The sequence below is a fragment of the Stenotrophomonas veracruzanensis genome (genome assembly GCF_032911525.1).
In the GTDB taxonomy this organism is placed as follows: domain Bacteria; phylum Pseudomonadota; class Gammaproteobacteria; order Xanthomonadales; family Xanthomonadaceae; genus Stenotrophomonas; species Stenotrophomonas africana.
Genome location: NZ_JAWJTI010000013.1, coordinates 43,731 through 68,073, shown reverse-complemented (window position 1 = coordinate 68,073; position 24,343 = coordinate 43,731). Strand labels below are relative to the sequence as shown.

Here is a 24,343-nt window from a genome sequence, read left to right as displayed (position 1 = left end):
CCGGAGATTGAGTTGATGATGCACACCACCTTCCGCACGCCGGCACGCCGGCTGCTGAGCACCGCACTGGTCAGCTGCCTGATGCTGGCCGCCGCTCCGAACGTCATGGCGCAGTCGGCCAACGCCAGCCTGCGCGGCCAGGTTTCCGGCGCCCAGGCCGGCGCCGAAGTCACCGCCACCAACGTGGCCACCGGTACCGTCCGTCGCGGCACCGTGCGTGCCGATGGCAGCTACTCGCTGATGGGCCTGGACCCGGGCACCTACGACGTGGTTGCCAACGGCCAGTCGCAGAAGGTCACCGTCACCGTGGCCTCGACCGCTACGCTGAACTTTGCCGGCGCTGCCAGCAGCACCCCGGGTTCGACCGCGGCCACCAACCTGGACACTGTCAACGTCGTCGCGCCGACCCTGCTGCAGGAAGTGCGCACCTCCGAAGTCGGCAAGACCGTCAGCCTGCAGCAGATCCAGACCACCCCGCAGGTCTCGCGCAACTTCCTGGAGTTCGCCGACGCTGTGCCGGGCCTGATCTTCACCCGTGACGCCAAGGGCAATACCTCGCTGCGCGGCGGTGCCACCAATGCCGATGGCACCAATGTGTACATCGACGGCGTGGGCCAGAAGAGCTACGTCAAGGGTGGCGGCGTGGCCGGCCAGTCCGGCAGCGCCGGCAACCCGTTCCCGCAGCTGGCCATCGGTGAATACAAGGTCATCAGCGGCAACTACAAGGCCGAGTATGGCCAGGTGTCGAGCGCCGCAGTGACTGCTGCGACCAAGTCCGGTACCAATGAGTTCAAGGGTGAGGCGTTCTACCGCTACACCGATGAGGACATGCGTGCCAAGACCCCGGCCGAGCGTCAGGGCGGCAAGGACAAGATGGTCTCGGCCGAGAAGGAATACGGCTTCGCCCTGGGCGGCCCGATCATCCAGGACAAGGCGCACTTCTTTGTCACCTACGAAGCCAAGCGCTTCGATCTGCCGGTCACCATCGCGCCGGACGGCGCGGTCACCGGCGCTGCGGGCCTGCTGCCGCCGGCCGGCGCCGCCGGCCTCGGCCCGGCCAGCCAGCCGTTCCAGCAGGATCTGATCTTCGGCAAGATCGACTTCGAGCCGACCGACAACGATCGCATTGAACTGACCTTCCAGGACCGCGACGAAACCCAGTCGCAGTTCAGTGGCCAGACCTCGCCGCAGGCCGGGCGCGAAGTGGTCAATACCGACCGTCGCTACGCCCTGCGCTGGAACCACAGCGGTGAGCGTTACTACAACGAATTGATGGTCACCCACGAGGATTCGTTCAACAATCCGACCCCGCTGACCCTGGCCAACGGCATCACCTACACCGCGCCGGACGGTCCCGAAGACCGCACCGTGGTGAAGATCGGCGGTGCATCGGCTCTGGATTCGCAGGTGAAGGGCCAGAAGGGCTGGTCGATCGAAGACAACCTGACCCTGGATGGCATCCAGTGGGCCGGTGACCACACCATCAAGATGGGCGTGAAGTACAAGCAGATCGACCTGTACGCTTCCGACGCGGCGCAGATCAACCCGACCTTCACCTATTCCCTGGGAGACCCGGACTTCCCGGATTCGATTCCGTACAAGGCGCAGTTCGTCAAGCCGGTGACCGGCGTGTCGGGCGTGTCCGGCGAAGTGCGTTCGAAGTCCAAGCAGTACGGTGTGTTCATCCAGGACGACTGGCAGGTCAACGACCACCTGCAGCTGAACATCGGCCTGCGCTGGGACTACGAAAAGACCCCGACCTACCTGAATTTCGTCACCCCGCAGCAGGTGGTCGACGCCATCTATTCGCAGGATCCGCGTGCGCCTGCCGGCCAGACCTACGCCGATTCGCTGGCACTGGGTGGCCTGGACATCAGCGACTACATCAGCAACGGTCACAACCGCAAGGCGTTCAAGGATGCCTGGCAGCCGCGCCTGGGCTTCTCGTATGACATCAATGCCGACGAGCAGCACGTGATCCACGGCGGTGCCGGCCGGTCCTACGACCGCGACCTGTTCGACAACCTGCAGCTGGAGACCACCAAGCTGGCTTTGCCGCAGCCGACCATCTACTTCCGCAACCCGGCCACCGGCACCTGCATCAACGGCCAGGCCGCCTGCTATGACTGGAACCCGAACCTGCTCAACGGCATCGGCAACCTGCAGTCCCTGGTCGGCGCGACCAGCAATGCCGGTCTGGAAGTGGACCTGTTGAACAACAAGCTGAAGGCGCCGTACTCGGACCAGTTCAGCCTGGGCATGAGCAACCGGATCGGCGAGTGGCTGACCGATGCCACCATCGCTCGCACCCTGAGCTACGACGGTTTCGCCTTCACCCTGGGCAACCGTTACCCGACCGGCCAGTTCTTCGATGACCCGCGCCTGTGCGGTGGCACCGACCCGGGCCTGAGCCAGGCGTGGAGCTGCAACGTGCCGGGCTTCGGCAGCCTGATCATCGGCCAGCAGGGCATCAAGACCCGTGCAACCCAGGTGCTGCTGTCGGCGCAGAAGCCCTTCACCAAGGAAAGCGGCTGGGGTACCTCCATCGCCTATACCTGGACCACCGCCCGCCACAACCGCGACATCAACGAGAAGTACGCGTTTGACCGCGGTCTGATCGGCGACTATCCGACCATCCGCTCCAACGGCGCACCGCGCCACCGCCTGGTGGTAACCGGTTCGTACGCGGGCTTCTGGGGCATCACCTTCGGCGGCAAGATCACCCTGGCCACCCCGACCGCCGTCAACGACTGGTACCCGGTGATGCAGGCCAGCGGCTACACCCTGCCGACGCCGCAGGCGGCCGTGCCCAACGCCACCGGCAAGTTCCTGGTGGGCGGCAAGATCTTCGGCTACCGTTCGGTCGACCTGCAGGCGACGAAGACGTTCAAGATGCCGGGCGATACCGAGCTGTACGCACGTATCGACATCATCAACGTCTTCAACTTCGACAACTTCTCCACTTACAACTACGTCAAGACCAACGGCAAGCTGCAGGCCAGCTACAACGAGACCGGCGAAATCATCGGTACGCCGCGTCAGATCAAGGCCGAAGTGGGCTTCCGCTTCTAAGCCCGGGTGTAGATGCACGACCCGATGCCGCCGCTCCGCCGGCGGCATCGGTCGCGGGAAAACGGCAATGGCCGGCTTCGTGCCGGTCCATTGCCCACGCCGCTGCCGGGCAGGGGGCAGCGGCGTGGGCAATGATCGCGGTGTCAAACCACGTTTCTCGTGGTTTTTTTTGAACGCAGCTTGTAAACGATTTCAGATCATTGGACGTTATGCTTTCCCATCGATCAGACCACCGGAGGAATCGCGCCATGCAGGCACGCCATCTGTTGTCCGCCGCGGCGTTGAGCCTGGCTGCTGCTGCCTGCCAGCCGGCCCAGCAGGAGCCTGCCAAGCCGCGGCCGCCGGTGATCCTGATCGAGGCCGATGCACCGCCGCGGCCGATGAAGCCGGAGCTGCCGCCGCTGTTCGATGACATCGAGCGCCGTACTTTCCAGTTCTTCTGGGACACCACCAACGAGATCAACGGCCTGACCCCGGACCGCTACCCGTCGCGGCCGTTCGCCAGCATCGCCTCGGTCGGCTTCGCGCTGACCGCCTATCCGATCGGCATCGAGAACGGCTGGGTCAGCCGCAACCAGGCGATCGACCGCACCCTGACCACCCTGAAGTTCTTCCGCGACGTGCCGATGGGCCCGCAGCGCACCGGCAAGGCCGGCTACAAGGGCTTCTACTACCACTTCCTGGACATGCAGGAAGGCCGCCGCTACGACAGCTGGGTCGAGCTGTCCTCGGTGGATACCGCGCTGCTGATGATGGGCGTGCTGTTCGCGCAGTCGTACTACGATGGTGACGATCCGCGCGAAAAGGAAATCCGCCAGATCGCCGATACGTTGTACAAGAAGGTCGACTGGCCGTGGTTGCAGCAGCGCGCGCCGCTGATCTCGATGGGCTGGTTCCCCGAGAGCGGCTTCATCGACCACGACTGGATGGGCTACAACGAGGCGATGATGGTCTACATCCTCGCCCTGGGTTCGCCGACGCACCCGGTCAGCCCGGATGCGTGGACGGTGTGGACGCGTACCTATGACAACGACTGGGGCGTCTACCAAGGCCAGGAGTACCTGTCCTTCGGCCCGCTGTTCGGCCATCAGTACAGCCACGTCTGGATCGACTTCCGCGACATCCAGGACGCGTACATGCGCGAGCGTGGCAGCACCTACTTCCTCAACAGCCGCTCGGCCGCCCTGGCCCAGCGCGAGTATGCCATCGCCAATCCGATGCAGTGGAAGGAGTACGGCGAAAACGTGTGGGGTTTGACCGCCAGCGACGGACCACAGAACACCACCCAGGACTATCGCGGCGAGCAGCGCCAGTTCCGCCATTACTCTTCACGCGGCGCTGGCCTGCGCGAGAATTTCGATGACGGCACCATCGCCCCCACTGCCGCGATCGCGTCGGTGGTGTTCGCGCCGGAACAGGTGATCCCGGCCACGCTGGAGATGCACAAGCGTTACGGCGATTACATCTATTCCAGCTACGGCTTCCTGGATTCGTTCAATCCCAGCTTCAACTACGACATCCCGATCAAGACCGGCCGCGTGGTGCCGGATCGTGGCTGGGTCGCCAGCGACTACATCGCCATCGACCAGGGGCCGATCCTGACCATGATCGCCAACTACCGCAATGACTTCGTCTGGGAAGTGATGAAGAAGAACCCGTACATCCGCAAGGGCCTGGAGCGGGCGGGGTTCAGTGGTGGCTGGCTGGCGCCGGAAGGTTCGTTCCAGCCGCTGGAACTGCAGAAAGACGAAAAGGCCGCGGCGGCACGCGCGGTGGGTATCGCCGAATCACGCGCGGCTGCCGCGCAGGAACAGAAGAACAATGCCAACCGCAACACAGGCCAGGGCAAGTAACCTGATGCCGAACTGGATCGACCGTCTGCGCCGCTGGACACTGCCAGCCCTGGCCGCACTGGCCGTGGCCGGCTGCGCCCGCACCGAACCGGGCACCACCACCGTGCGCTTCTGGGCGATGGGCCGCGAAGCCGAGGTGGTCAGCGAACTGATCCATGAGTTCGAAGCCGAGAACCCGGGCATCAAGGTGGATGTGCAGAACATCCCGTGGACCGCTGCGCACGAAAAGCTGCTGACCGCGTTCGCCGCCGACGGCCTGCCGGACGTGTGCCAGCTCGGCAACACCTGGGTGCCGGAGTTCGCCGAGCTGGATGCGCTGACCCCGCTGCAGCCGTTCGTGCAGCGTTCGGCCGTGGTCGACCCGAAGGACTACTTCCAGGGCATCTGGGATACCAATGTGATCCATGGCGAGCTGGTCGGCGTGCCGTGGTATGTCGACACGCGTCTGATCTACTACCGCAAGGATCTGCTGGCCAAGGCCGGCTACGACCACCCGCCGCGCACGTGGGCGGAGTGGGACGAACAGATGGCGGCGATCAAGCGCATGCAGGGCCCGAACCGCTATGCGGTGCTGATGCCGATCAACGAGTTCGAGCAGCAGTTGTCGCTGGCGCTGCAGCAGCCCGATCCGCTGCTGCGCGACGATGACACCCGCGGCAACTTCGCCAGCCCGGGGTTCCGCCGCACGTTGGCCTTCTACGCCAACATGTTCGAGCAGGGCTGGGCGCCGAAGATGTCCGAGACGCAGATTTCCAACGTCTGGGATGAGTTCTTCCGCGGCTTCAACGTGTTCTACATTTCCGGCCCCTGGAACATCCGCGAGTTCAAGAAGCTGCAGCCCAAGGAACTGGAAGGGCAGTGGGGTACGGCCGCGCTGCCGGGTCCGGACGGTCCGGGCGCCGGCATTGCCGGGGGGACCAGCCTGGTGATCTTCCGCAAGTCGCAGCAGAAGGAAGCGTCGTGGAAGCTGATCGAGTTCCTGTCGCGCCCGGACATCCAGGCCCGCTTCCATTCCATCATCGGTGACCTGCCGCCGCGCCGCAGCGCCTGGAGTGCCCCGTCGCTGGCCAACGATCCGCTGGCGGCCGCGTTCCGCGACCAGCTGGAGCGGGTCAAGCCGACCCCGAAGGTGCTTGAGTGGGAGCGCATCGTGCAGGAAATGCGCATCGTCACCGAGAAGGTGGTGCGTGGTGGCCTGGCGCAGGACCAGGCCGTGGAAGAGCTGGACCAGCGCGTGGACAAGGTGCTGGCCAAGCGCCGCTGGATGCATGAACAACAACGCCTGCAGCAGCGCGTTCCGTCGCCGCAATCGAGCAGTGCCGTGGCCGCCGGGAGCGCGCAATGAAACGTACTTCGCTTGCCGGCTGGATCTTCGCCGGTCCCTCGCTGATCGTGCTGGGCGTGTTCTTCGGCCTGCCGGTGGCTTCAGCGCTGGCGCTGAGCGTGACCGACTTCGACCTGTATGCCTTGGCTGACAGCAGCAACCTGCGCTTTGTCGGCCTGGGCAACTACATCGATCTGCTGCAGACACCGATGTTCTGGAAGTCGTTGTGGAATACCACTTACTTCGTGTTGATCGGCGTGCCGTTGTCGATTGGTGTGTCGCTGGGCGCAGCGATGCTGCTGAATGCACCGGCCGCGCGTTTCAAGGCGATGTTCCGCACCGCGCTGTTCGCGCCGGTGGTGACCACGCTGGTAGCGGTGGCGGTGATCTGGCGCTACCTGTTCCATACCAGCTACGGGCTGGTGAACTACGGCCTGGGCCATCTGGGCATCAGTCCGATCGACTGGCTGGGCGATCCCAACTGGGCGATGCCGACCATCATGCTGTTCGCGGTGTGGAAGAACTTCGGCTACAACATGGTGATCTTCCTGGCGGGCCTGCAGGCGATCCCGCATGACCTGTACGAGGCCGCCCGCATCGACGGTGCCTCGCGCTGGAAGCAGTTCCTGCACATCACCCTGCCGATGCTCGGCCCGGTGCTGCTGGTGGTCGGCGTGATCACCGTGTCCGGCTACTTCCAGCTGTTCGCAGAGCCCTACGTGATGACCCGTGGCGACCCACTGCAGAGTACCGTCAGCGTGCTGTATTTCATGTTCGAGGAAGGCTTCAAGTGGTGGAACCTGGGACGCGCCTCCGCGGTGGCGTTCCTGCTGTTCCTGATCATCCTGGCGGTGACCACCGTGATGCTGCGTTTCGGCCGCAAGAGGCAGTTGGTATGAGTCGTGAAATCGGCCAGTCGCGCTGGTACCCGTGGTTGATCAATGGTGCGTTGCTGGTGCTGGCCCTGGTCAGCCTGGCACCGTTGCTGTGGATGCTCTCGGTCTCGTTCATGCCGCAGGGCGAGGCGACCCACTTCCCGCCGCCGCTGCTGCCGTCCAGCATCACCACGCGCAACTACCATGAGTTGTTCGCGCGCACCGGCATGGGCGGCAACTTCGCCAACAGCCTGCTGGTGTCGGTCGGCATCACCCTGGGTTCGCTGCTGCTCAACACGATGGCCGGCTACGCCTTCGCCAAGCTGAACTTCGTTGGCCGCGAGCGCCTGTTCCAGGTGTTGATGGCGGCGCTGGTGATCCCGGCACAGGTAGCAATGCTGCCGCTGTTCCTGCTGATGAAGCAGCTGGGCCTGGTCAACAGCTTCGGCGGCGTGATCGTGCCGGCGCTGGCCAGCGTGTTCGGCATCTTCCTGGTGCGCCAGTACGCGCGTTCGATTCCGGACGAACTGCTGGAAGCGGCCCGCATCGACGGGGCAGGTGAGCTGCGCATCTTCTTCCAGATCGTGCTGCCGATGCTCAAGCCGGTGCTGGTGACCCTGGCGATCTTCACTTTCATGGGCGCATGGAACGATTTCATGTGGCCGTTGATCGTGCTGACCGATCAGGAGCACTACACTTTGCCGGTGGCGCTGGCCACCCTCTCGCGCGAGCACATCATGGACGTGGAAATGATGATGGCCGGCGCGGTGGTCACCGTGGTTCCGGTGCTGGCGCTGTTCCTGGTGCTGCAGCGGTACTACATCCAAGGTCTGTTGTTGGGGAGCGTGAAGGGATGAAGCGAGTGATCGCCGTTGGACTGGGCCTGTTGTGGACCTCCCTGGCGATCGCCGCACCTCCGGCGCTGCCGGCACCGAAGGTGCTGGACGATTTCGACGACATGGGTGCCTGGAAGCTGGTGCTGTCCGACCAGGTCAGTGGTTCGCTGCGGCCGGTCAGTGGCGCTGGCGGCGGCCGCGCGCTGTGCCTGGACTATGACTTCCACGATGTCTCCGGCTACGTCGGCATCCGTCGTGCGCTGAACGTCGAGTACCCGGTCAATTACCGCTTCGGCTTCCAGCTGCGCGGTGATTCACCGGGCAACGACCTGCAGTTCAAGCTGATCGACGCCAGCGGCGACAACGTCTGGTGGGTCAACCGTCCCGGCTACAGCTTCCCCAAGGCATGGACGCCGGTCGAGTACCGGCGTCGGCAGATCGACAAGGCATGGGGGCCCTCGCCCGAGAAGGAGATGGCACGCAGCGCCGCCGTCGAATTCACCATCTACAGCAAGGTCGGCGGCCGCGGCACGGTGTGCTTCGACAAGCTGACCCTGCAGGGCCTGCCGCCGCAGGATGATTCGGCGCTGGTGCCGTCGGTGATCGCCGACACCGCCACCGCGCTGCAGGACCGCATGATCGACGGCAAGAGCGATACGTTCTGGATCAGCGGTGGCGTCAAGCAGCAGACCATCAGCCTGGACCTGCACAAGAGCCGCGAGATCGGCGGTGCGGTGATCGACTGGCTGCCGAACCTGGAAGCGCGTCGCTACACCGTGCGCACCTCCGAGGACGGCCGTGACTGGCGTACCGTGCGCGAAGTCACCAGCGGTGCGGGTGGCCGCGACTGGCTTGCGCTGCCGGACACCGATGCGCGCTACGTGCGCTTCGATCTGCAGGATGGCCCGAACTGGCGCTATGGCATCCGTGACATCGCGCTCAAGCCGCTGGCCTTCGCGGCCACGCCGAACGCGTTCCTGTCCTCGGTGGCCGCCGACCTGCCGCGCGGGTCGTTGCCGCGTGCCTACGTGGGCGAACAGCCGTACTGGACCCTGCTGGGCCTTGATGGCGGCCAGGAACAGGCGTTGATCAGTGAGGACGGCGCACTGGAGCCGGCCAAGGGCAGCTTCAGCATCGAACCGTTGATCCGCCTCGACGGCAAGCTGCTGGACTGGTCGAAGGTGGCCATCACCCAGTCGCTGCAGGATCACTACCTGCCGATCGCCAACGTCGACTGGGTGCATGAGAAGGCCGGCCTGGCGGTGACGAGTTTCGTGCAGGGCACGCCGGAGCGCGCGCAGCTGATCGGCCGCTACCGGCTGAGCAATCCGGACAAGGTCGCGCACGAGTACACCCTGGCACTGGCGATCCGTCCGTGGCAGGTCAATCCGCCCACCCAGTTCCTCAACACCGTCGGTGGCTTCAGCCGCATCGATGCACTGGACGTGGGCGAGCAGCTGGTGCGGGTCAACGGTGAGCCGCGCATCTACCCGCTGCAGGTGCCGGACGCACGCTTTGCCAGTACGTTCGACGGCAAGCTCGATGCGATGCATCTGGCGGACGGAAAGTATCCGGCCACCACTGCAGTGAAGGACAGCACCGGCATGGCGTCGGGCGCGTTGATCTATACGATCACGCTCGAGCCCGGCCAGAGCCGCGAGGTGGCGGTAGTACTGCCGCAGACCGGTGGCTGGGCGCCGCAGGCGCTGGACGTGGCCAAGGCGCAGGCGCAGGTGGCCGAGCAGTGGCGGCAGAAGCTGGGCGTGGTCTCGCTGCAGGTGCCCGCTGCGGGCCAGCCGCTGGTCGACACCCTGCGTACGGCAGTCGCGCACATGCTGATTTCGCGCGTGGGGCCGCGCCTGCAGCCGGGCACGCGCTCGTATGCGCGCAGCTGGATCCGCGATGGCGCGATGATCTCCGAGGGCCTGCTGCGCATGGGCCGCAGCGATGCGGTGCGCGACTACATCAACTGGTATGCGCCCTACCAGTTCGAGAACGGCAAGGTGCCGTGCTGTGTCGATGCACGTGGCAGCGACCCGGTGCCGGAGAACGACAGTCATGGCGAGCTGATCTACAGCATTGCCGAATACGGGCGCTACACCGGCGACAGTACCTTCGTCGAGCTGATGTGGCCGCACGTGCAGGGCGCCTACAGCTACATGGAGCAGCTGCGGTCCAGCGAGCGCACCGAGGAGAACCGCGCACGCAATCCGGCCTTCTACGGCATGATGCCGGCCTCGATCAGCCACGAAGGCTATTCGGCCAAGCCGATGCACTCGTACTGGGACAACTTCTGGGCGCTGCGCGGCTACAAGGACGCGGCGCTGCTGGCGACCCAGCTGGGCAAGGTCGAGTCGATGCAGATGGCCGAATCGCGAGACCAGTTCCGTGCTGACCTGCAGGCCTCGCTGCTGTCGGCGATGCAGCAGCGCAAGATCGATTACCTGCCGGGCTCGGCCGAGCTGGGCGACTTCGACGCGACCTCGACCACCATCGCGCTGGCGCCGGGCGGGGAGCAGGGCAGGCTGCCGCAGCAGGCACTGGAGGCTACCTTCGATCGCTACTGGAAGGAGTTCGTGGCGCGTCGCGATGGCAAGCGCGAGTGGAAGGACTACACCCCGTACGAGTGGCGCAACGTGGCCGCGTTCGTGCGCCTGGGCTGGCGCGACCGCGCCTGGCAGGCCACCGAGTTCTTCTTCAAGGATCGCGCACCGCAGGCCTGGAACCAGTGGGCCGAGGTGGTTTCGCGCACGCCGCGCAAGCCGTTCTTCGTCGGTGACCTGCCGCATGCCTGGGTGGCTTCGGACTTCGTGCGCTCGGCGCTGGACATGTTCGCCTACAACCGCGACATGGACGATGCGCTGGTGCTGGCTGCCGGTGTACCGACCGCGTGGCTGCAGGGCGAGGGCATCGCCGTTCAGGGCCTGCGTACGCCGCAGGGCCAGCTCAACTACCGCCTGCAGCGCAGCGACAAGCAGCTGGTGCTGGAGGTGCAGCCGGGCCTGGTGCCACCGGCCGGTGGCGTGGTGCTGCCATGGCCGTACGCGGGTGATCCGGGCGAGGCGACGGTCAACGGCGAAGCCGCCGAGTGGGTCAACAGGGAACTGCACGTGCACCAGCTGCCGGCGCGGGTCGAGATCGAAGTGCCGAACGCGGTGCGCCGCGCCGAGCGCAAGGGACAGTAACGATGAAGCAGCAGGGGGAGAGGGTGCGCACGACCGTGCGTGCCCTGGGGCTGGCAATTGCATTGGCATTGCCGGGCGTGATGATGGCGGCCGAACCGGTTGCCACCACTGCGGCGGCCGACGTTGCCAGCGCACCGGGCATGAGCATGGTCACCTTCAACCTGCATCATGACCGCGAAGACTGGCCGAGCCGGCGCCGCACCATCCTGGCCGAGCTCAAGCGCCTGCAGCCGGATGCGGTTGCCCTGCAGGAGGTGATCCAGCGCCGCAACGTGCGCAACCAGGCGCAATGGCTGGCCAGCCAACTCGGCTACAGGTACGTGTTCGTGTCTACCGATCCCGTGGGCGCACCGAAGCGCTACGGCAATGCGCTGCTGACCCGGCGGCCGATCCTCGCCCAGGGGGATCATCTGCTGCAGCCGTTGGACGACTACCGCACTGTCGCTCACCTGCGCATCGACGTCGACGGCGCGCCGGTGAACGTCTACGCCACGCATCTGAACGAGCGCAACGACGAGAGTGGGCAGCGCATCCGTCGCACCCAGGTGGAGGACCTTCTGCGCTTCATCACTGCAACCTCGGCCGGTGCGCCGGTGGTGATCGCCGGCGATTTCAATGCGCTGGTGGACGCCGGCGACCTGAGCGAGCTGCGCAGCCACTACGGCGACAGCTACGGCAGCGTGCATGTCAACACCGACCTGGCCGGGGTCAGCACGCTCAATCGTCACTACTACCAGGCGCCTTCGCGGATCGACCACATCTTCTTCCAGCAGGACGAGATGGTCGCGCGCGAGGCGAAGATCCTGTTCGACCAGCCCGACGACAGCGGTCGCTGGGCCTCGGACCACTACGGCGTGTGGACCCGCCTGCAGTTCGCGCCGAAACCCTGACGAGACACGCTTGGGTAGGTGCCAACCTTGGTTGGCACGGGCGTGTCCGCGTGCACTCAATCAACGGCGCCAACCAAGGTTGGCCTCTACCAAAGCGGTGACCGTGCGCGGGTTGTGCCCTGGTGGGTGCCAACCTTGGTTGGCACGGAGGTGTCCGCTGGCGACCGACCCACGGCGCCGACCAAGGTCGGCCTCTACCAGTGCGCTGTGCGTGCATCAGGTAGATGCCAACCTTGGTTGGCACGGTTCGGCCCGAAGCACAAACAAAAACGGCGGGGATCATTGATCCCCGCCGTTTTGCTTTCACGCTATCAAGGAGCGATCAGTTCGCCGGCGGCGTGCGCTTGGCGGCCTCTTCGTCTTCTTCATCAGCCTTGGCTTCTGCAGCCTGGGCTGCAGCGTCGGCATGGCCATCGGCGACCGGATCGATCGACGGCGTCACCACCGCATCAGCGCTCGGGGCGGCGGCTTCGATCGGTGCGGCTTCGACCGCCACCGGAGCGACCGGCTGTTCCGCGATCGGCGCAGCCTCGACGACCGGCGTGGCTTCAACGGCCGGGCCGGCCTCCACCACCGGGGCACTCTCACTGGCCACCGGCTTGGTTTCAACCACCGGGGTTGCTTCAACCACCTGCGGCTTCGATTCCACGACCGGCGCGGCCTCGACTGCGACCGGCTTCGCTTCGATCACCGGAGCGGCTTCAACCACCGCGGCCGTTTCAGCCACAACCGGCTTTGCTTCGATGGCCGGCGCAGCAGCGTCCACCACCGGAGTGGCGTTGGCGACCGGCGCGGCAACGGCGACCGGCTGGACCGGGGTCGCGGCGTCGATGGCATCGAGCATGCTGGTCTGCACCGGCGAGGACACCGCTTCGGTCTTCGCAGCTTCGACCGGTGCCTGCACTTCAGCCACGACCGGGGCGGCGGCTTCGACCACAGCGCTGCTCACCACGGCAACCGGCACGGCGACAACAGCGGCGGCAGCACGGGCTGGCTTCTCGGCTTCGACAGCGACCGGTTCGGCGTCGTCATCGAAGTCGAACTCCGGCTGCGAACGGGCCGGCTGCGCAGCAGCGACCGGCGCAGTGCCGGCAGTGCTGTCGACGTTCGGCTCGGCGCCGTCGGCGTCATCACCGTCGTCACCATCGTCCTGGTCATCGCCCAGGACGTCGCTGCCGGCGGCGTTCTCGGCGCCCCCGCGACGACGGCGACGGCCACCACGACGACCACGACGACGTCGCGTCGCGCCTTCGCCTGCCTGCTCGCCATTGGCGTCGGTTGCAGCCTCTTCACCGGCAATCGCAACCACCTCGGTCTCGCTGGCAGCGTTGGCACCGGTCTCGACCGGTGCTGCGGTGTCCACCGGAGCGGCGGCCACCGGCGCAACCGGGGGGACCGGTGCAGTGGCTTCCTGCGCGGTCACCACATTGGCGGCGACGGCGCTGGCGGCCACGGCTGCTGCCGCGGTCACGGCCTCGGCCGGTGCTTCGGCGGCACCGCGCTGCGGCTTCTCGGCTGGCTTGTCACCATCCTGCTGCTGGCGCGGCTGCTTGGGCTGCTTCAGCTTCGGCTGCTGCTGGTTCTGGCCCTGCTGCTCGTTGCGCGGCTTGTTCTGCTGCTGCGGCTGCTGCTGGCCATCCTTCTGCTGCGACTCCTTCTGCTTGCCCTGCTGCGGCTGCTGCTGGGCATTGCCGTTGCGGCCGTCCTTGCGCTGCTCACCACGGTCCTTGCGGTTGCCGCCGTCCTTCTGCTGCTGCGCGCTGCCGTTGCCGCCGTTGCCACGATTGTCGTCGCGACGGTCCTTGCGGTCCTTGTTGCGATCCTTGTTGCGGTCCTTGCGGCCACCGTCCTGCGACTGACGCCCTGCCGGCGCGACCGGCGCCGGCGCGGGGGCCGGTTCGCCACCGAACACGCGCTTGAGCCAACCGATCACGCCGCCGCTCGGGGCCGGCGCCACCGGCGCTGCCACGACCGGGGCCGGGGCAGCTGCGGCCGGCTCCACTTCCTCGCGCACCGGGGCGGGGGAGGTGTGCTTGACCTGGGTCACCGCCGGCGGCGGGATGTTCAGCTGGCCCTTGGTCAGGGCGTGCACCGGCAGCTTGCGCGGGGTGCCGCGCTGGTAGCTGGGCTTGTTGCTCTCTTCACCCAGCTCGTTCTCGCGCAGGCGGGTGACGGTGTAGTGCGGGGTGTGCAGCTGTTCGTCGGCGACGATCACGATCGGCGCCTCGTGGCGCTGCTCGATCTCGCGCAGGGCGCTGCGCTTTTCGTTCAACAGGTAATTGGCGATCTCCACCGGGGCCTGCACCAGCACCTGCCCGGTGTTCTCCTTCATCGCATGCTCTTCGGCGACGCGGATGATCGACAGCGACAGCGACTCGACGCTGCGCATGCGGCCGTGGCCGTCGCAACGCGGGCAGACGATCTGGCTGGACTCGCCCAGGCTCGGGCGCAGGCGCTGGCGGCTCATTTCCAGCAGGCCGAAGCGCGAGATGCGGCCGACCTGGACGCGGGCGCGGTCGTACTTCAGCGCGTTGGCCAGGCGGTTCTCGACCTCGCGCTGGTGCTTGTTGGAGGCCATGTCGATGAAGTCGATGACCACCAGGCCACCCAGGTCGCGCAGGCGCAGCTGGCGGGCCACTTCCTCGGCCGCTTCCAGGTTGGTCTGGAACGCGGTGTCCTCGATGTCGCTGCCCTTGGTGGCGCGCGAGGAGTTGACGTCAACGGCGGTCAACGCTTCGGTCTGGTCGACCACGATCGAGCCGCCCGACGGCAGGCGCACGTTGCGCTCGTAGGCGCCTTCGATCTGCGATTCGATCTGGAAGCGGTTGAACAGCGGGATGTCGTCCTTGTAATGCTTGAGCTTGCGCAGGGTCTGCGGCATCACCTGCTGCATGAACTCGCGGGCGTGCTCGTACATCTCCTCGGTGTCCACCAGGATCTCGCCGATGTCGGCGCGCAGGTAGTCACGCAGGGCGCGCACGATCAGGCGCGATTCCTGGTAGATCAGGAACGGGGCCGGCTTGCTCAGCGCGGCTTCGGCGATGGCACGCCAGACGTTGAGCAGGTAGTCCAGGTCCCACTGCAGCTCTTCCGCATCGCGGCCGACGCCAGCGGTACGGATGATCACGCCCATTTCGTCGGGGATGTTCAGCTTGTCCAGGGCGTCCTTCAGGGCGGCCCGGTCTTCGCCCTCGATGCGACGGGAGACACCGCCGGCGCTGGGCGAGTTCGGCATCAGCACCATGTAACGGCCGGCCAGCGAGATGAACGTGGTCAGGGCGGCGCCCTTGTTGCCACGCTCTTCCTTGTCGACCTGGACGACGATCTCCTGGCCTTCCTTCAGCAGTTCGCGGATGCCGGCCTTGTTGTGGTCGACACCGGCCTGGAAGTAATCGCGGGAGATTTCCTTCAGCGGCAGGAAGCCATGGCGGCCCCCACCGTATTCGACGAAGGCCGCTTCCAGCGAGGGCTCGATGCGGAAGATCCGGCCCTTGTAGATGTTGGACTTCTTCTGTTCCTTCGACGGCTGCTCGATGTCGATGTCATACAACGACTGGCCATCCACGATGGCAACACGCAGCTCTTCAGCCTGCGTGGCGTTGATCAGCATTCGCTTCATTGTTGCGTTCCTCGCAAGCGGCTACCGCGCGGAACGCCATGGGGTTTCGCCTCTGGACACGGTTCGCCGCCCATTCGCGCAAGCGCGGGGAGGGCGGCTTGGGTTTCCAGCGCTACGACACCACGGCAGGCCGCGGGAGCGCTTCACTCTTATGGGTTTTGGGGTGTTACAGGCCGCAGGCAGCTGTCAGCCAGGCTGGAGCGCCACGCGGGACATGTTCAGCACGGTTGCGTGTCAGGCATCCGGCGATGGCCGGGAAGGCCGGTGAGCCGCTAACATGGCCGCCCCGCGGGCGGTGGTCGCGCACTGTGCCGGATTCGTCGGAAGCTGGGCTTCTGGCCCTGAGTAACTTCCAACGAAATCAATCCCTTATCTCGCCCCCCGAGTGTAACAGAATAAACAGCCTGATGACTGCCCAAGACCCCACCAAGCCCGCTGGCGACAAGCCTTCCGTGCGCATGATCACCGTTCCCGCCGACCGCGCCGGCCAGCGTCTGGACAACTTCCTGCTCGGCCAGCTGAAGGGCGCCCCGCGCAGCCTGGTCTACAAGCTGGTACGCAGCGGCCAGGTGCGGGTGAATGGTGGCCGTGCCAAGGCCGAGCGCAAGCTGGAGGCGGGCGACGAGGTGCGCGTGCCGCCGGTTCGTCTCAGTGAAGAAGGAGACAAGGCCGGTCCGCCGGAGGCGTTCATGCGCCGCCTGGAGCAGGCCATCGTCTTCGAGGATGCCCGCCTGCTGGCCCTGAACAAGCCCACTGGCGTAGCCAGCCACGGCGGCAGCGGCATCAGCTTCGGCGCCATCGAGACCCTGCGCGCGCTGCGCCCGGGCCAGACTCTCGAGCTGGTCCACCGGTTGGATCGCGACACGTCGGGCCTGCTGATCGTGGCCAAGAAGCGTTCGGCCCTGAGCGAGCTGCAGGCGCTGCTGCGTGAAGACCATGGCGCCGGTATCCGCAAGCGCTACCTGACCCTGCTGGCCGGGCGCATGCCCGACGGCGTGATGACCGTCGATGCGCCGCTGCACGTGGGCCTGCGCCAGGGTGGCGAGCGCCATGTGCAGGTGAACGCGATCGGCAAGGAATCGATCAGCCACTTCCGCGTGCTGGAGCGTCGCGGCGGCCATTCGTACTGCGAGGTGCGCATCGAAACCGGTCGCACCCACCAGATCCGCGTGCATGCCCAGCACCTGGGTCATCCGGTGGCGGGTGATGACAAATACGGCGATCCGGCGGTCAACAAGCGGCTTCGTGAGCAGATCGGACTGAAGCGCCTGTTCCTGCATGCGGCCTCGCTGGAGTTCTCGCTGGACGACGGCAAGAGCCCGTACGTGCTGAACGCGCCGCTGGCGGATGAGCTGGCCGAGGCGCTGGACCGCCTGAAGTAACCCCCTCGGGGCTGACCGGCCAACCGGCGCAGCCCCCTCGCGGCTGGCGTCCAACATGGGATTCCGGTTTTGGTCGGTCCGGATGGGTTGGCGGGGGACGCCGTGAACCCATCCTTGGGGGCTTGGCCGCGGCATGGATGGCGCGGACAAGCCTCCAGGGACGGATAACGGCGTCCCCCGCGAACCGACCCCGCCCGTGACCGCTCGATACTGTGGAATGCGCCAGCCGCGAGGGGGCTCAGTCCGTTGGCCGCAAACCCCTCACCACTTGAACAGCACCAGACTGATCGCCAGCGTGCCCATGCCGGCCACCAGCCCGTAAACCGTCTCGTGGCCCTTGGCATAGCGCTTGGCCGCCGGCAGCAGCTCATCCAGCGCCAGGAACACCATCACGCCGGCGATCAGCCCGAACACCCAGCCGAAGGTGGCGTGCGACAGTGATCCGGACAGCAGCCAGTAGCCAAGCGCCGCGCCCACCGGTTCGGCCAGGCCCGACAGCAGGCTGGCGCTGAACGCATAGAACTTGTTCTGGGTGGCGAAGTACACCGGCACCGCGATCGCGATGCCCTCGGGAATGTTGTGGATGGCGATGGCGAAGGCCAGCGGCATGCCCACCGACGGGCTTTCCAGCGTAGCGAAGAAGGTCGCCAGACCTTCCGGGAAATTGTGCGCGGTGATCGCGATCGAGGTCAGCAGGGCAACGCGCTTGAGGTACTCGCGGCTGTTCTCGCGGAACGCGGGATCCTGCTTGTCCAGGCTCTCATGCGGGTTGGGGATGAAGTGGTCGATCAGCACGATCACGATCACGCCCAGCAGGAAAGCCAGGGTGCCGTAGGTGAAGCCGGTGCGCTCTCCATAGGCCAGTGCGAAGGAGGCAATGGACTTGTTGAGGATCTCTGACAGCGACACATAGACCATCGCGCCGCCGGCGAAAGCCAGGCCGAACGCCAGCAGGCGCGGATTGGGGCGGCGCGAGAACAGCACCAGCAGGCTGCCGATGGCGGTGGCGAGGCCGGCCGCGAGGGTGACCGCCAGCGCGATCCAGATGTTTTCGGGGGGAATCTGCAGCATGTACCGACGCGGTCCTGGTCAACAGACAGCCGCCCCGGGCAAGGCCGGGGCGGCGAGGGCGAGGCGGGCGTCGGCTGGCCTCGTCGGGGTACGGGCGATCAGCCGCCGCGGCGCAGCCGTTCTTCGATGGCGAAGCACTGGTCTGGCTTGGGCTGCGGCGGGTTGAAGCTGACCGGCACCTGGATGGTGGCCGGCACCGGTTGGCCGTTGCGGGTGGCAGCGTTGAACTGCCAGCCCTGCACGGCGGTCTTGGCCAGTTCGTCCAGTTGCGGGTTGCCGGCCCCGGTCAACAGCGCGACCTCGCTCGGCTTGCCGTCGGTGCCGATGGTCACCTTGAAGGTGCTGGTGCCACCCACGCCCATGCAGGCCAGCTCCAGCGGATACTGCGGCGGCGGCGTCTTCACTGCGGCCACTTCTGTCGGCGGCGGCGGTGGTGGTGCCGGCGGTTCGGACGCGCCACAGCCGGCCAGGCCGGTCGCAGCCATCAGGGACAGGCTCAGCAAGCGTATGTTCATGGCAGTTGCTCCGTCAGGGCCGAAGTCTTTGCCGCGCAGATGAAGTCGTTCTCGCTCAGGCCGCCCACGTCGTGGGTGGAGAAGCGCACGACCGCGCGGTCGTAGTGCACGCCCAGGTCCGGATGGTGGTCCTCGCGGTGGGCGATCCAGGCCAGCGCGTTCACGAAGGCCATGGTGGCGTAGTAGTCCTTGAAGCGGAAGGTGCGCGACAGCGCCTGGCCACCCTCGCTCAGCTCCCAGCCGGGAATCTGCGGCAGCAGTTCAGCCAGGCGGGCTTCGCCAAGCTTGTGGTCGCTGCCTTTGCGCGGCACGCAACGGGCCTGGGCCAGTGGAATCAGGTCGGCCATGGGAATCTCCACCTCGTGTTGACTGAACAATGCGCCGGACAGTGTATAAACCGAATGAGCGGCTGACGCTTACTTGGCTAGAATAGCCTGATGATCCAGATCTCCGACACTGCCCAGACCCATTTCCGCAAGCTGATCGAACGCGAGGGCGTGCCCGGCATGGGCGTGCGCTTGAGTGCAGTCGACCCCGGCACCCCGCGCGCCGATGCCCGGCTTGAGTTCGCCGAACCCAGCGACCTGCTCGGTGATGAGTGGGCGGTGGACTGCGATGGCTTCACCCTCTACGTCGATGCGAGCAGCGTCGGCTGGCTCGACGGCGCCGAGATCGACATCGTCGCCGGCACCGCCGGTACCCAGCAGCTGACCATCAAGGCGCCGCGCATCAAGGGCGAGGCCCCCGGCGATGCCGCGTCGCTGGTCGAGCGCGTGCACTGGGTGGTCGAGAACGAAGTCAATCCGCAACTGGCCTCGCATGGCGGCAAGGTGGCCGTGCAGGAAGTGTCGGCCGAAGGTGTGGTGCTGCTGCGCTTCGGTGGTGGCTGCCAGGGCTGTGGCATGGCCGATGTGACGCTCAAGCAGGGTATCGAGAAGACCCTGATGGGCCGTGTGCCGGGTGTGACTGCCGTGCGCGACGCGACCGACCACGACAGTGGCCACGCGCCGTACATACCTCGCGGCAACGCCGCCTGATCGCTGACGCGTGCCTCTGACCCGGGCCGAGCAACTTATCGACCTGCTGCTGGCCCGCCAGCAGCCACGCGCCGTCCTCGAGAAGTCCACGCGCCTGCCCTATGGCTGGGCGCTGTGGCTGCGTTCGCTGGGCCCGCTGCCGCGGCCGTTCCACGCCCGCGAAGTGATTGCGGTATTGCTGCCGCGCCCGCTGCCGGGGCCGCCGGGCCATTCGCCCCGGCTGTCATCGTGGCAGTCGCTGCGCCGGTTGTTCTGGCAGGACTGGGACGCAGCGCCGCGCGATCAGCGCTGGATGCGCTGGACCTCTGCGTTCGCCAGCGCGCTCCTGCACCTGCTGTTCTTCGTGCTGCTGCTGTGGGTGGCGGTGATCCGCACCACGGCACCGGAAGCAGAGGGCGCCGAAGGCGAGCGTGTGCAGGTGGAATTCATCGGCCGCGCCTCCCAGGACGGCGGAGGCGAGCAGCCGGGTGCCGAGGCGGCTGCGGCTGCACCGGCCGGCCAGATTGCCGCCGGCCAGGAAGCGGGGGCAGCGACTGCAGCTGAGCCGCGTCCTGCAGCCGCGTCGGCGCCTGCGCCCGCACCGGCTCCAGCACCGACAGCCAGTGTGCCGTCGCCGCCGGCCGACGCCGAGCCGGCCCCGCTTGCGGCCCCGCCACCATCGCCGGTGCAGGCCACCGAAGTGGCGCAGGCCAGCACCGATTTCGTGGTGCCGCCGGTCAGCGTGCCGCGCACCGAGGTCAGCATCGTGCCGCGTGACACCACACCCCCGGTGCGCGAGCGCAGCGTGCAGCCGGTGCAGTCGCCGCCAACCCCCACCGCACCGCGTGTGCCGGAGATCGCGGTGCGGACGCCGCAGCTGCGTGACATCCCGGTGCAGGAACGCGAAGTCAGTACGGTCGATGCACCGGCGGTGTCGCAGCCGCTGCGCACGGCCGATGTGCAGGTGCGCGTGCCGCAGCGCGACGTGCAGGTGCGCGAGCGTGAAGTGCAGGCAGTGGTCGATCCGCAGGTGCGGATGGCAACCGTCGCCGGTCGTGAGCCGGCAGTGCATGCGCCAGCGGGTCGTGACGTACAGGTGCGCGAGCGCGAAGTAGCCTCGGCACCGGCGGCAGCCCCTTCGTCTTCGAATGGGAGTGCACCTGCGGCAACGCCTGCGCCGGCATCCAGTGGCAGCGCGACGCAGGCGAGCAGCAGCACTGCGCGGCCCGCTGCATCCAGCGCGCCCCCGGCCCAGGCCGGAGCGCGTCCAGCCCCCGATCCGGGCAACTGGGCCACGCCCGCCAAGGGCGATGACTGGGGTGCATCGAGCCGCAACCATGGCGGCGCCGACAAGGGCGCCCGCCAGGCCAGCGCCACCGGCAAGGGCAGTGGCCTGTTCAATGCCGATGGCAGCGTCCGCGTGCCGGGCCAGGAAGGCGAGGGTCGTGCCGAGCGCGGTGCGCCCGGTGGCGCCAACGATGGCTGGAGCAAGGAACGCATCGCGCAATCGGGCACCTGGTTGAAGCGACCGCCTTACGACTACACGCCCACTTCGTTCGACAAGTACTGGGTTCCGCAGGAATCGCTGCTGGCCGAGTGGGTGCGCAAGGGCATCAAGTCGATGGAGATTCCGTTGCCGGGCACCGGCACGAAGATATCCTGTGTGATCTCGATCCTGCAGGCTGGTGGTGGCTGCGGCCTGACCAATCCGAACATGCAGGACCAGCCGGCGGTGGCGCGACCGCCACCGGACATCCCGTTCAAGAAGGAACTGCAGGAAGATAACGGGAGCCGCTAGGCAAGGGGCCGGACCCCACACGCCGGCCGGCCCGCGCTTTGGTGGGTGCCAACCCTGGTTGGCACAGAAGCGCCGACCAGGGTCGGCCTCTACCAAGGCACCGGCGCATGCCGACCAAGGTCGACATCCGCCAGGGCAGTGACCTTACGCGCTCTGCGACAGGAACACCCAGAACGGCACGTCGCGGCCGACCCAGTCGCGGCTGGTCTCGTCCATCACATCCAGCAGGGTGTCGAAGTCCTTCTGCGTGGAGGCGCGCAACGTGTCCACGTCGGCCAGGAACAGCGCGTAACCGTTGGCCGGCAGCCATTGCAGGTCGCGCAGGTTGTCCGACAGCGCATCCCAGTTGCCGCCGAAGCCGGCCGGGAAATCCAGTTGCGCGGCCAGCCGGGCGAGCAGGGTGCGCTTGTCGGCCACGCCTTCCAGATCGATGCGGATCACCTTCAGCCCGGCATCACGCATCGCTGCGGCCAGTGCGTCGATGTCGTCGCTGTCGATGGCGTAGACCCCAGCATTGTTGATGTCATGCAGGCCGAGGCCGAAATCATCGTGGCTCATCACTGCGCTCCCTGGGCCGGTACGGTAAAGCTGCGGAACGATTCGTAGTGGTCGTCGGTGTAGTACCACGCCTCCGGCGGATCGCCACCGGTGACGATGCGGCGCGTGCCGCGGGTACGCGCACCGGGGGTGTCGACGGTGTATTCGCGGTAGTAGCCACGCGGACGCTGTGGCAGCTGCTGTTCGCGGTTGCCGAAGGTGCTGCCGTCCTGGCGGTGCGGGAATGGACCACCGCGCTGGATCAGGGCGATGGTCTGCCGGGCTTCGGCGGGCAGGAACGCGGGCAGGCCGCTGTCGTTGCCGGTTGCGGCCGTGGCCGGCGCGCGCGCGACAGGCGTACCCTGCAGGTCCGGCGCGAACTGCGGCGCCGGCGGGCGCTGCATGAAATGGTTGACGACCAGGCCGAGCAGCAGCAGGGCGATGGCGGTGATCAGCAGCCGGGGGTTGCGCATGGGCAGGGAGCGGGCGAGGGTGGTGCAGGGACTGTAGCGCCTGTGCGCTGCACGGTGCATGAGGACGGCGTCGCGTCACTGCTGCGTAACAATTGCCGTCGTGCTCACTGGCAGGACGCAATTTCCTTTACATCCCCCTTGGTAATCTGGGGGTCTGTCCCCATCATTCACCGCGCAACGCCCGACACCGTCGGGTGCCCTCGCAATCAGGAGATGCATCATGGCCTATACCCTGCCCAAGCTGTCCTACGCCTACGACGCGCTGGAACCGCATATCGATGCGGCGACGATGGAAATCCATCACACCAAGCATCACCAGACCTACATCAACAACGTCAACGCGGCGCTGGAAGGCACCGAGTACGCTGACCTGCCGGTCGAAGAACTGGTGAAGAAGCTCAAGTCGCTGCCGGAGAACCTGCAGGGTCCGGTGCGCAACAACGGTGGCGGCCATGCCAACCACTCGCTGTTCTGGACCGTGATGGCTCCGAATGCTGGCGGCAACCCGGTGGGCGACGTGGCCAAGGCCATCGACAAGGACCTGGGCGGCTTCGACAAGTTCAAGGACGCCTTCACCAAGGCTGCGCTGACCCGTTTCGGCAGCGGCTGGGCGTGGCTGAGCGTGACCCCGGACAAGAAAGTCGTGGTCGAGAGCACCGGCAACCAGGACAGCCCGCTGATGGAAGGCAACACCCCCATCCTCGGCCTGGACGTGTGGGAACACGCTTACTACCTGAAGTACCAGAACCGCCGTCCGGAATACATCGGCGCGTTCTTCAACGTCATCGACTGGAACGAAGTCGAGCGCCGTTACCAGGAAGCGATCGCCTGATTGCGTGACGGAATGAAATGAGAAGGCCGGGGGAGACCCCGGCCTTTCTGTTTGCCAGCTTCTGGACGCCGGGCAGGACCTCCGGTGGGTGCCGACCTTGGTCGGCACGGGAGATGATGCGAGCGCAGTGGGAATGTGCCGACCAAGGTTGGCACCCACCGGGGCCGAAGGCGGGGCTATTCGGCGGTGGCCGTATCGCCCTGCAGGCGCAGGGTGGCCATCACGCCCAGGCGCAGGCCGGGCAGGTCGCCGTCGGCCGGCAGCAGGATCGGCTGCTGGCGGATGCCGCCGAAGTGCTTGACCTGGAACAGCACATCCAGGCCATGGCCACTCGCACCGCCGCCACTGGCCGCGGGCGGATCGGCGCGGCCGCCGGGATTGCGCCGGGCCGGCTGGAAGCCGGGCGTGCTGCGCACCAGTTCCACCGTGTTGGCGGAGAAATCACCGGCGATCAGGCTGGGCATGCCCTCGGAGGTGGCGCCGATCCAGGTCATCAGATCGCTGGTCTGATGCTGGCGGGCAGTGGCCTCGTCCAGGTCCGGGCGCAGTCGCGCCACATAGATGTTGACCAGCGCCTCGCCCAGCTTCAGCCGCATCATGCCGGCGGCGCTGAAGGTGCCGGGTGGATGCAGCAGGGTCACGCCATCCTCGCTGACCGGCAACCGGGTCAGCATCGCGTTGCCATGCCGCAGCGGCTGGCTGGGCGGATCGGCGGTAACGAAGTCGCAGCTGTAGCGCAGCCGGCTGGCCAGCCAGCAGGCCGGGTTGCGGCCCTGTTGCTGCAGCACCTGCTGCACCGAAATCACGTCCGGTTGCAGGTCGGTCAGCAGCTGCGCGACCTGCTCGCGGCGCTGTTTCCACTGCGTGTCATCGCGGCTGGGCAGTTCCAGCGCGGCCACCGTCAGTTGGCGAGCCTCGCCCCCGCCGGTGGCGGACGCCGGCGCCTGCGGCCGCGCCTGTGCCTGCAACGCCATCAACAGCGCAAGACAGCTGAGCAGGAGGCGGGCGTGGGCGAGGGGGCGCATAACGATAAGTTTACGCTTTTGTCGTGCAGGTTCCGTGACT

18 protein-coding genes are annotated in these 24,343 nt (G+C 66.7%); 11 read left to right on the top strand and 7 right to left on the bottom strand.

The features are described from left to right. Nucleotides 1–15 precede the first annotated feature (15 nt). From R1H25_RS10810 to R1H25_RS10780, 7 genes are all read left to right on the top strand, one after another. Complete coding sequence (locus R1H25_RS10810) at nucleotides 16–3,072, top strand: TonB-dependent receptor domain-containing protein (RefSeq protein WP_317223569.1); 3,057 nt, start codon at nucleotides 16–18, stop codon at nucleotides 3,070–3,072. 248 nt (nucleotides 3,073–3,320) lie between these two features. Beyond that, nucleotides 3,321–4,925, top strand: a complete 1,605-nt coding sequence (locus R1H25_RS10805) for a glucoamylase family protein (protein ID WP_049447376.1) — start codon at nucleotides 3,321–3,323, stop codon at nucleotides 4,923–4,925. A 4-nt stretch (nucleotides 4,926–4,929) separates the two neighbouring features. Beyond that, nucleotides 4,930–6,270 (top strand): sugar ABC transporter substrate-binding protein, encoded by a 1,341-nt coding sequence (locus tag R1H25_RS10800; RefSeq protein ID WP_317223568.1) that lies wholly within the window; start codon nucleotides 4,930–4,932, stop codon nucleotides 6,268–6,270. Continuing rightward, nucleotides 6,267–7,148, top strand: coding sequence for a sugar ABC transporter permease (locus R1H25_RS10795; RefSeq protein WP_317223567.1), 882 nt, complete (start codon nucleotides 6,267–6,269; stop codon nucleotides 7,146–7,148). The genes R1H25_RS10800 and R1H25_RS10795 overlap by 4 nt, the downstream gene beginning before the upstream one ends. Further along, a complete protein-coding gene (locus R1H25_RS10790) occupies nucleotides 7,145–7,981 on the top strand; it encodes a carbohydrate ABC transporter permease (protein WP_006378064.1) in 837 nt (278 codons plus the stop codon). Before R1H25_RS10795 ends, R1H25_RS10790 begins: the two co-directional genes overlap by 4 nt. After that, on the top strand, nucleotides 7,978–11,145 hold the full coding sequence (locus R1H25_RS10785; RefSeq protein WP_317223566.1) for a discoidin domain-containing protein: 3,168 nt from the start codon (nucleotides 7,978–7,980) through the stop codon (nucleotides 11,143–11,145). Before R1H25_RS10790 ends, R1H25_RS10785 begins: the two co-directional genes overlap by 4 nt. Nucleotides 11,146–11,147: 2 nt before the next feature. Further along, nucleotides 11,148–12,035 (top strand): endonuclease/exonuclease/phosphatase family protein, encoded by an 888-nt coding sequence (locus R1H25_RS10780; RefSeq protein WP_317223565.1) that lies wholly within the window; start codon nucleotides 11,148–11,150, stop codon nucleotides 12,033–12,035. 322 nt (nucleotides 12,036–12,357) lie between these two features. Here the strand turns inward: R1H25_RS10780 and R1H25_RS10775 are convergent, their stop codons facing one another. Further along, a complete protein-coding gene (locus R1H25_RS10775) occupies nucleotides 12,358–15,654 on the bottom strand; it encodes an Rne/Rng family ribonuclease (protein WP_317223564.1) in 3,297 nt (1,098 codons plus the stop codon). Nucleotides 15,655–16,061: 407 nt separating this feature from the next. Between R1H25_RS10775 and R1H25_RS10770 the strand changes: the two genes are divergently transcribed. Continuing rightward, nucleotides 16,062–17,036 carry an RluA family pseudouridine synthase gene (locus tag R1H25_RS10770; RefSeq protein ID WP_088480237.1) on the top strand — a complete coding sequence of 325 codons (975 nt, stop codon included), beginning with the start codon at nucleotides 16,062–16,064 and terminating at the stop codon, nucleotides 17,034–17,036. Between the two features lie 261 nt (nucleotides 17,037–17,297). Here R1H25_RS10770 and zupT read toward each other — a convergent pair whose 3' ends face one another. The 3 genes from zupT to R1H25_RS10755 all read right to left on the bottom strand — a co-directional run bounded on the left by zupT (nucleotide 17,298) and on the right by R1H25_RS10755 (nucleotide 18,969). Next, entirely contained in the window at nucleotides 17,298–18,107 is an 810-nt protein-coding gene (zupT, locus tag R1H25_RS10765; RefSeq protein ID WP_317223563.1) for a zinc transporter ZupT, read from the bottom strand. 98 nt (nucleotides 18,108–18,205) lie between these two features. Beyond that, the gene (locus tag R1H25_RS10760; protein ID WP_317223562.1) at nucleotides 18,206–18,622 is read right to left on the bottom strand and encodes an energy transducer TonB; all 417 of its coding nucleotides are present in this window, start codon (nucleotides 18,620–18,622) and stop codon (nucleotides 18,206–18,208) included. Continuing rightward, entirely contained in the window at nucleotides 18,619–18,969 is a 351-nt protein-coding gene (locus R1H25_RS10755) for a 4a-hydroxytetrahydrobiopterin dehydratase (protein WP_006456031.1), read from the bottom strand. Before R1H25_RS10755 ends, R1H25_RS10760 begins: the two co-directional genes overlap by 4 nt. A gap of 90 nt (nucleotides 18,970–19,059) precedes the next feature. Between R1H25_RS10755 and R1H25_RS10750 the strand changes: the two genes are divergently transcribed. Continuing rightward, nucleotides 19,060–19,659, top strand: coding sequence for an NfuA family Fe-S biogenesis protein (locus R1H25_RS10750; RefSeq protein ID WP_049449234.1), 600 nt, complete (start codon nucleotides 19,060–19,062; stop codon nucleotides 19,657–19,659). Nucleotides 19,660–19,669: 10 nt separating this feature from the next. Continuing rightward, the gene (locus tag R1H25_RS10745) at nucleotides 19,670–21,436 is read left to right on the top strand and encodes a hypothetical protein (RefSeq protein ID WP_317223561.1); all 1,767 of its coding nucleotides are present in this window, start codon (nucleotides 19,670–19,672) and stop codon (nucleotides 21,434–21,436) included. Between the two features lie 144 nt (nucleotides 21,437–21,580). Here the strand turns inward: R1H25_RS10745 and R1H25_RS10740 are convergent, their stop codons facing one another. Both R1H25_RS10740 and R1H25_RS10735 read right to left on the bottom strand, forming a co-directional pair. After that, nucleotides 21,581–21,994, bottom strand: coding sequence for a barstar family protein (locus R1H25_RS10740; protein WP_049449230.1), 414 nt, complete (start codon nucleotides 21,992–21,994; stop codon nucleotides 21,581–21,583). Then, nucleotides 21,994–22,446 carry a ribonuclease domain-containing protein gene (locus tag R1H25_RS10735; protein WP_317223560.1) on the bottom strand — a complete coding sequence of 151 codons (453 nt, stop codon included), beginning with the start codon at nucleotides 22,444–22,446 and terminating at the stop codon, nucleotides 21,994–21,996. Before R1H25_RS10735 ends, R1H25_RS10740 begins: the two co-directional genes overlap by 1 nt. A 220-nt stretch (nucleotides 22,447–22,666) precedes the next feature. Between R1H25_RS10735 and R1H25_RS10730 the strand changes: the two genes are divergently transcribed. After that, the gene (locus tag R1H25_RS10730; protein WP_005410310.1) at nucleotides 22,667–23,278 is read left to right on the top strand and encodes a superoxide dismutase; all 612 of its coding nucleotides are present in this window, start codon (nucleotides 22,667–22,669) and stop codon (nucleotides 23,276–23,278) included. A gap of 176 nt (nucleotides 23,279–23,454) precedes the next feature. On the opposite strand, the gene R1H25_RS10725 is transcribed toward R1H25_RS10730, so the two are convergent. Beyond that, on the bottom strand, nucleotides 23,455–24,303 hold the full coding sequence (locus tag R1H25_RS10725; protein WP_317223559.1) for an endonuclease/exonuclease/phosphatase family protein: 849 nt from the start codon (nucleotides 24,301–24,303) through the stop codon (nucleotides 23,455–23,457). Nucleotides 24,304–24,343: the final 40 nt, after the last annotated feature.